The 6,773-nt window shown below is 71.7% G+C and carries 7 protein-coding genes; 5 read left to right on the top strand and 2 right to left on the bottom strand.

Going from position 1 to position 6,773, the window contains the following annotated elements; all coding sequences use genetic code 11:
• Positions 1 to 51: 51 nt before the first annotated feature.
• Both IEY87_RS43015 and IEY87_RS43010 read right to left on the bottom strand, forming a co-directional pair.
• Entirely contained in the window at positions 52 to 933 is an 882-nt protein-coding gene (locus IEY87_RS43015; protein ID WP_189144660.1) for an LLM class flavin-dependent oxidoreductase, read from the bottom strand.
• On the bottom strand, positions 933 to 1,877 hold the full coding sequence (locus IEY87_RS43010) for a zinc-binding dehydrogenase (protein ID WP_189144659.1): 945 nt from the start codon (positions 1,875 to 1,877) through the stop codon (positions 933 to 935). Before IEY87_RS43010 ends, IEY87_RS43015 begins: the two co-directional genes overlap by 1 nt.
• 249 nt (positions 1,878 to 2,126) lie before the next feature.
• Between IEY87_RS43010 and IEY87_RS43005 the strand changes: the two genes are divergently transcribed.
• The 5 genes from IEY87_RS43005 to IEY87_RS42985 all read left to right on the top strand — a co-directional run bounded on the left by IEY87_RS43005 (position 2,127) and on the right by IEY87_RS42985 (position 6,736).
• Entirely contained in the window at positions 2,127 to 2,570 is a 444-nt protein-coding gene (locus IEY87_RS43005; protein WP_189144658.1) for a hypothetical protein, read from the top strand.
• The gene (locus IEY87_RS43000) at positions 2,567 to 2,893 is read left to right on the top strand and encodes a transcriptional regulator (protein ID WP_189144657.1); all 327 of its coding nucleotides are present in this window, start codon (positions 2,567 to 2,569) and stop codon (positions 2,891 to 2,893) included. Before IEY87_RS43005 ends, IEY87_RS43000 begins: the two co-directional genes overlap by 4 nt.
• Positions 2,894 to 3,023: 130 nt before the next feature.
• Entirely contained in the window at positions 3,024 to 5,081 is a 2,058-nt protein-coding gene (locus IEY87_RS42995) for a 2Fe-2S iron-sulfur cluster-binding protein (protein WP_189144656.1), read from the top strand.
• Positions 5,082 to 5,196: 115 nt separating this feature from the next.
• On the top strand, positions 5,197 to 5,727 hold the full coding sequence (locus IEY87_RS42990; RefSeq protein WP_189144655.1) for a pyridoxamine 5'-phosphate oxidase family protein: 531 nt from the start codon (positions 5,197 to 5,199) through the stop codon (positions 5,725 to 5,727).
• A gap of 49 nt (positions 5,728 to 5,776) precedes the next feature.
• Positions 5,777 to 6,736, top strand: a complete 960-nt coding sequence (locus IEY87_RS42985) for a D-2-hydroxyacid dehydrogenase family protein (RefSeq protein ID WP_189144654.1) — start codon at positions 5,777 to 5,779, stop codon at positions 6,734 to 6,736.
• Positions 6,737 to 6,773 lie beyond the last annotated feature (37 nt).

The following is a 6,773-nucleotide window of genomic DNA, read 5'->3' as shown; positions in this document are numbered from 1 at the left end:
GGACGCGCGCAATGCCGGGACGTGGGCCCAAAACCCACTCCTGATCATTGATTAGGAACGGTTGAGGAGGCGGTTGGTCTCGGCCAGCAGCTCGCTTTGGCGGAGGCGGTCGGCGGAGAACGGCATCGCGATCACGCGGTGCACGCCGACCTCGGCGAGCGCGGCGAGCCGTTCGGCGGCCGCAGCGGGTGGGCCGGTGACCAGGCCGCCACGGGCCTCCTCCTCGGTCATCCCGTACTCCATCAGCGACCGGGCCTGAGCGTCGATCAACGATGCGGGCAGGTCGCCGAGACCGACACTGAGGCCGATCGTGACGCGCGGCGCCGGGCGGCCGTATTCGGCGGCGAGGCCGGCCAGCCGGCGGGTCTGTTCGGCGATCTCAGCCGGCGTGGCGAACGCCGGATACCATTCGTCGGCGAAACGGGCGGCTCGGCGCATGGGGCCCGCGCCGATGAGGACGGGCGGCATCGTCGCGCCCGGCGAGAGAGTGATCACCTCGCCGTTCACGCTCGTGGGCTTGCCCTCGACCAGGCTCGGCAGGATCTCCAGGGCGGCGTCGGTGCGCTGCGCGCGTTCGGCGTAGGGGATGCCGACGGCCCGCCAGGCGGCGTCGCCGTGCACGCTGCCGCCCGAGCCGACGCCGAGCAGCACCCGGCCGCCGGACAGGTGCTGCAGGCTGGCGATCTGCTTGGCGGCCCAGGCGGCCGGGCGCAGCGCCAAGACCATCACCCCGAAACCGATCTTGACGCGCTCGGTGACGGCGGCGGCCGTGGCCAGCACCATGGTGCTGTCGAGGAACGGCCGCACCGGGATCAGATGGTCACCGACCCAGATCGACTCCAGGCCGAGCTCCTCGGCGTGCCGGGCATGCTCGCGCACCCCGGCGGTCTCATCCACGCCGAACGACGGTAGGTTCACGCCGACCTTGAGCATCAGCGCACCTCGAGCAGGGTCTTGCCGACGCTGGCGCGCGACTCGATGGCGGCGTGCGCGGCGGCGGCCCGGTCGAGGGGGAAGCGCTGCCCGATCAGCGGCCGCAGCCGTCCGGCCACGGCCTCGGCGAGGGCGCTCTCGGTGTACTCGCGCATCGTCTCCGGGGTGGCGTTCGTTTGGACGAGCGTGACGCCGCGCGCGGCAGCGGCCTCCTCCTTGATGCCGGCCCACTCTCCGCTCGCCAACCCGAAGCTGACCATCCGCCCGCCCTGGCCGAGCAGTTCGAAGGCTGCCCGGCCGATGTCGCCGCCGACCCCGTCGAGGACGACGTCGACGGGGGCGACCCCGTCGGTCCAGCCCGGAGCCGTGTAGTCGACCACCTCGTCGGCGCCCAGGTCGCGGGCCACACCGGTCTTGCGCGAGCCCCCGGCCGCCGCGACGACGATGGCGCCCGCCGACTTGGCGAGCTGCACGAGGAGCGAGCCCACGCCGCCGGCCGCCGCCTCGACGAGAACCCGTTCGCCGGGCTGTGGTGCGGTCGCCCGGATCATCATGGTCGCGGTACGCCCGTCGGCCAAGATCGCGACCGCGTCGTCCAACTCCAGGCCGTCGGGGACGGTGAAGAGCCCGGACGCGTCCACCGCGGCCCGTTCGGCATAGCCGCCGGAGCCGCCCATGGAGGTCACCACACGACGGCTGACCAGGCCGGAGTCGACGCCCTCGCCGACCGCCGTGACGATGCCGCCGACGCCGTTGCCCGGGATCATCGGCAGGTCCGGCTTGAACGGCGACGGGGCGCCCGACCGGAACTGGGTCTCCACAAAGGTGATGTTGGCGTAGGCGACGTCGATCAACACCTGCCCCGGCCCTGGGACCGGATCGGGGGCGTCTCCAGGTACGAGCACCTCGGGCCCGCCGAACTCCTTCAACCACACCGCACGCACTACGTTCTCCCCTGTTCGGCTGATGTCGGCCCCAGCCTGCAACCTCAACCGAGCTCGAGGTCAAATCGCGATCACCAATACAGCTCGACCGCCATGCCGGCCCGGTGCTCGGGTCGGCGTCACCGGGGGCATGGGAGGACCCAGGTTCTGGGCCGGCCCTTCACGACATCGCACCCGGACACCGAGCTCCACCAGGTCCGCCGGGCCGGGCGTTGACTTTCCACGTTGGAATGTGATTGACTTTCCGATATGGAAAGTAATGGGGTCGAAGGGCTGTCCCTCATCGCCGAAGCCCGTGCGGCCCTCGCCGACCGGCTGATCAACCCGTGGTGGTATCACCCGCTCCTGGGCCTGATGATCGCCGGTTGCGTGCTCGCGTTGGGGCTCGGCGGCACCGCGCTCAAGGTCGGGGGAGTCGTGCTGGCCCTCGCCGGGTGCGCGGTGCTCGTCACCGCCTATCGCCGCGTGACCGGCGTCTGGGTGTCCGGCCTCGAAGCCGGCCCCGCCGGCCGGTGGCTCGGCGCGCTGGGCGGGTTGACGGTGCTGGTCGCCGTCGCGGCCCTCGCCATCGGAGCTCTGACCGACCTGCGGTGGCCGGTGTTCTGCCTGGCCGTCCTGGGGTTCGTCGCCACCATCGCGTTGAGCCGGCGGTTCGACATGGCACTGCGGGCCCATCTGAGGGCGGGCGCATGACGGGGCGGTTCGACGAGGTGGTGCACGCGCCGAACCGGTTGCGGATCTGCGCGCTGCTCGCCGCGTCGTCCAGCGCCGAGTTCGCGGTGCTGCGCGACATTCTGGGCGTGGCCGACTCGGTGGTGAGCAAGCATCTGAAGGTGCTGCAGGACGCCGGTTACGTCGCGATCTCCAAGCCGACCGGCCGGGGCCGGGTGAAGACCTGGGTGAGCCTCACCGCCGAGGGCCGGCGCGCCTATGCCGGGCATGTCCAGGCGCTCAAGGAACTTCTCGATGACCCGGGCATCCCGGTCGGCTCGCACGAGCAGGGACACCTCCGCTGACGGCCGGCGTCCGGGAGTAGGTCACCTACCGCCTCGATCGGTCCGTCCGCGGGTCGATCGCCATGAAGCAGAGGGCGCGGCCCTTCACCGTTCTCCTTGTCATCTGTGAGGTCTCAAGACGATGCACACCATGCCTTCGACGAACGAAAGCGACCGCCGAACCGTCGGCGCCATGAACCGGATCGCCACCGTGGCGCAGCTCGAAGCGATCGTCGGACGCCCGCCGGCGCTCGTGATGATGAAGGAGCTCGCGGAGCTGGACGACGCCTGCCGGCACATGCTCGCCATCGCGCCGCTCGCGGGCTTCGGCCACCACGACGACGACGGGCGCCTGCGGACGACGGTGGTCGGAGGAGAGCCCGGCTTCGCCAAGGTCGAATCGCCGACGCGGATCGCCTTCGCCACCGAGGTGGCCGCGTCGGGCCCGGTCTCCTTCGTCTTCCTGCTGCCCGGCGTCGGCGAGACGCTCCGGCTGAACGGCTCGGTCGCCGAGCGATCCCCTGGCCGGCTCGTGGTCGAGGTCCGCCAGGCCTATGTCCACTGCGCACGGGCGATCATGCGGTCCCGGCTGTGGGACCCGGTCGTGCCGACGGCGGGAACGGACGCCGGCGGCACGACCGGGCCGTTGTCCGGCGCGGGCGTCGCCGGCTTCCTGGCGGCCTCGCCATTCCTGGTGGTGTCCTCCTGGGACGGTGAAGGCGGCGACACGAGCCCGCGCGGTGACACGCCCGGCTTCGTCCGGGTGATCGACGGGCACACGCTGGCCATCCCGGACCGGCTCGGCAACAAGCGCGCGGACACCTCGCACAACCTGCTGGCCGACGACCGGATCTCCGCGGCGATGCTCGTTCCTGGCCGTACCGGCGTGCTACACGTGAGCGGTAGCGCCGTGATCACGGACGACGCGGACCTGCTGGCGGACATGGCGCTGGGCGGCGTAGTCCCGCAGTCCGCCCTCGTCGTCACCGTGGAGCGGGCCGAAGTGCGGCACAACCAGGCCGTCGCCGCCGCCAACATCTGGGACCGTGCCAACCACGTCGACGCCGCCACGCTCGCCGAGCTGATGGCGTCGACGACCCGGCAACTCGGCGTGAAGATGCCGCTGCTGCGCCGGCCGGCCAGGTTGCTGGCCGCGTTCTCCAAGCCGATCCGGCGGATCCTGGACGCCACCTACCGCCGCGCGCTCGAGAAGGAAGGCTACGGCGCCGCGACCGACTCCCGCCCCGGGCGGCCGGTGCGGGTGATCGACGTGATCCAGGAGACGCCCGACACGGCCACCCTGGTGCTGTCCGGGGCCGACACCGGGTTCGCGCCCGGCCAGTTCTACACGCTCATCACGGAGATCGACGGGCGCACCGTCCGGCGCGCCTACTCGGCCACCTCCGTCCCCGGCACGGATCGGCTCGCGCTGACCGTCAAACGGGACGGCCTCTGCTCCACCTATCTCCACGACCACGCCCGCGCCGGCACCGAGCTGCGCGTCCTCGGGCCGTCCGGCAGCTTCCGCGTGACCGACCCCTCGGCGGCCGGCGCGGACTACGTCCTGATCGGCGCGGGCAGCGGCATCACCCCGCTCATGAGCATCGTCCGTACGGTGCTCGCCGCCTCGCCCGACGCCACGATCACCCTGCTGTACGGCAACCGCACCGAGGCCGACATCATCTTCGCCGGCGAGCTCGCGGCGCTCCAGGAGGCTCATCCCGGCCGGCTCACGGTCCACCATGTGCTGTCGCGCCCCGGCCCGGGCTGGACCGGCAGCACCGGGCGGATAGGCCCCGGCCACCTGACGTACTCACCTCGCGCCCACTACTACATCTGCGGACCGGCGGCCATGCTGACCAGCGTCCGCGACGGTCTCACCGGTCTCGGTGTCGCGTGGGACCGGCTGCACGAGGAGCGTTTCACCAGCGTGCCCACGGCGGCTCCCGAGCTGACCGCGCGGACGATGACGGTCGAGAACGTCGGTGACGTGGTGGTCGCCGGCGGCCGGACCATGCTCGACGCGGGCCTCGCCGCAGGCGTGCCGATGCCCTATTCGTGCACCGTCGGCAGCTGCGGCGAATGCCGGATCCAGCTGCTCCGTGGCGAGGTGCGCGGCACCGTCGAGGACGGCGGCGTCCTCACCTGCGTCTCCTATCCGCTGACCGACACCGCCGTCGCGATCGGGCCGGCCGAGCCACAGGGCTGACGACCCGCTTCTTCGAGCAGGCGGGCGCAGAAATATGACATAGGGTGTCGGCTTTCCGGTCGAGCATGGTTCGTCGGTGGGCATGACCGCGCCCACGAATGGATAAGGACCTCACATGTACGAAACGTCAGTAGAGCTCAAGGAGCTTCAGGCCCTCCTCGACGCCTCCCTCTCCCGCTCCACCGAACACCTCCGCTCGATCATCAGCACCGAGCGCACCCTGACCGCGGAGCTGCTCACCCAGCTCCTCACCGGCATGCGCACCCTCGCCCTGTCCACCGTGACGGCGCAGGGCGAGCCGCGGATCAGCGGCGTGGACGGGCACTTCCTGCACGGCAAGTGGCACTTCGGCACCGCGCGCGGCGCCGCCAAAGCCCGCCATCTCGCCGCCCGGCCCGCCGCCAGCGCCGCGCACCTGCGCGGGGAGGACCTGGGCGTGTTCACGCACGGCACGGTGGAGATCCTCAACCCTCAGGGTGGCGAACCGGCCGCGGACTGGCCGGACCTGCTCGCGTACTTCCAGGACTTCTACGGCGACGACCTCTTCGACTGGGACGAAGACGTGGTCTACTACCGGCTGCATCCGCACTGGATGACCGCCTACGCCCCCGATCTCGCCAAGCTCACCGCGGCGCCCCCGTCCTGACCTCCCGTGCCGGCCAGGGGATCGTCGTGGAGCCGCGTACGATGACCGCATGAAGATCGTCGTTCTGGACGACTACCAGCGGGTGGCCCGTGACCTTGCGCCCTTCGACTCCCTGCCCGGCGTCGAGGTCGAGGTGCTGCACGAGCACATCGCCGGCCTGGACGAGCTGGCGGCCGCGCTGCGCGGCGCGGAGGTCGTCGTCGCGATGCGCGAGCGGACGCCCTTCCGGGCCGCGACCTTCGACCGGCTGCCGGATCTGCGCTTGCTGGTGACCACGGGCATGGCCAACGCGGCCATCGACCTGAGGGCGGCCGCGGCGCACGGCGTCACGGTCACCGGCACGACCATGTCCGGCTCGGCCAAGAGCTCCAACACCACCGAGCTGACCTGGGCGCTGATCCTGGCCTGCCTGCGGCACGTGGTGAGCGAGGACCGGGCGCTGCGCGACGGCCGCTGGCAGACCACCGTCGGCACCGACCTGGCCGGCAGCACCCTGGGCGTGCTCGGGCTGGGCCGGCTGGGCGCGCAGGTGGCGCGGATCGGCCAGGCCTTCGACATGCGGGTGCTCGCGTGGAGCCAGAACCTGACGCCCGAGCGGGCGGCCGAGGCCGGCGCGACCTGGGTGCCCAAGGACGAGCTGTTCGCCGCCAGCAACGTCCTCACCGTCCACCTCAAGCTCAGCGACCGGACGACCGGCCTGGTCGGCGCGACCGATCTGGCCGCCATGAAACCCACCGCGATCCTGGTCAACACCTCGCGCGGGCCGATCGTGGACGAGAACGCGCTGGTCACCGCACTGACCACCGGCACGATCGCCGGGGCCGGGCTGGATGTCTACGACACCGAGCCGCTGCCCGCCGGCCACCCGCTGCGGGACGCGCCCAACACCGTGCTGCTGCCGCACCTCGGGTACGTCACCGAGCGGGCGTACCGCTCGATGTACGAGCAGATCGTCGAGAACATCGCGGCCTGGCAGACCGGGTCCCCGCTCCGGGTGCTGACAGCCTGAGCACACACTGGCCGAGCCGTACTGGGTCCCCAGTACG

Source organism: Nonomuraea glycinis (genome assembly GCF_014646515.1).
Taxonomy (GTDB): domain Bacteria; phylum Actinomycetota; class Actinomycetes; order Streptosporangiales; family Streptosporangiaceae; genus Nonomuraea; species Nonomuraea glycinis.
The sequence above is the reverse complement of the archived record's forward strand: the minus strand, read 5'-3'. Positions and strand labels throughout refer to the sequence as shown.

Bases quoted from the DNA above. Each gene is read 5' to 3' on its own strand.
- IEY87_RS43015 (WP_189144660.1), bottom strand. From the start codon at position 933: ATGCTCAAGGTCGGCGTGAACCTACCGTCGTTCGGCGTGGATGAGACC.
- IEY87_RS43005 (WP_189144658.1), top strand. From the start codon at position 2,127: ATGGAAAGTAATGGGGTCGAAGGGCTGTCCCTCATCGCCGAAGCCCGT.
- IEY87_RS43000 (WP_189144657.1), top strand. From the start codon at position 2,567: ATGACGGGGCGGTTCGACGAGGTGGTGCACGCGCCGAACCGGTTGCGG.
- IEY87_RS42995 (WP_189144656.1), top strand. From the start codon at position 3,024: ATGCCTTCGACGAACGAAAGCGACCGCCGAACCGTCGGCGCCATGAAC.
- IEY87_RS42990 (WP_189144655.1), top strand. From the start codon at position 5,197: ATGTACGAAACGTCAGTAGAGCTCAAGGAGCTTCAGGCCCTCCTCGAC.
- IEY87_RS42985 (WP_189144654.1), top strand. From the start codon at position 5,777: ATGAAGATCGTCGTTCTGGACGACTACCAGCGGGTGGCCCGTGACCTT.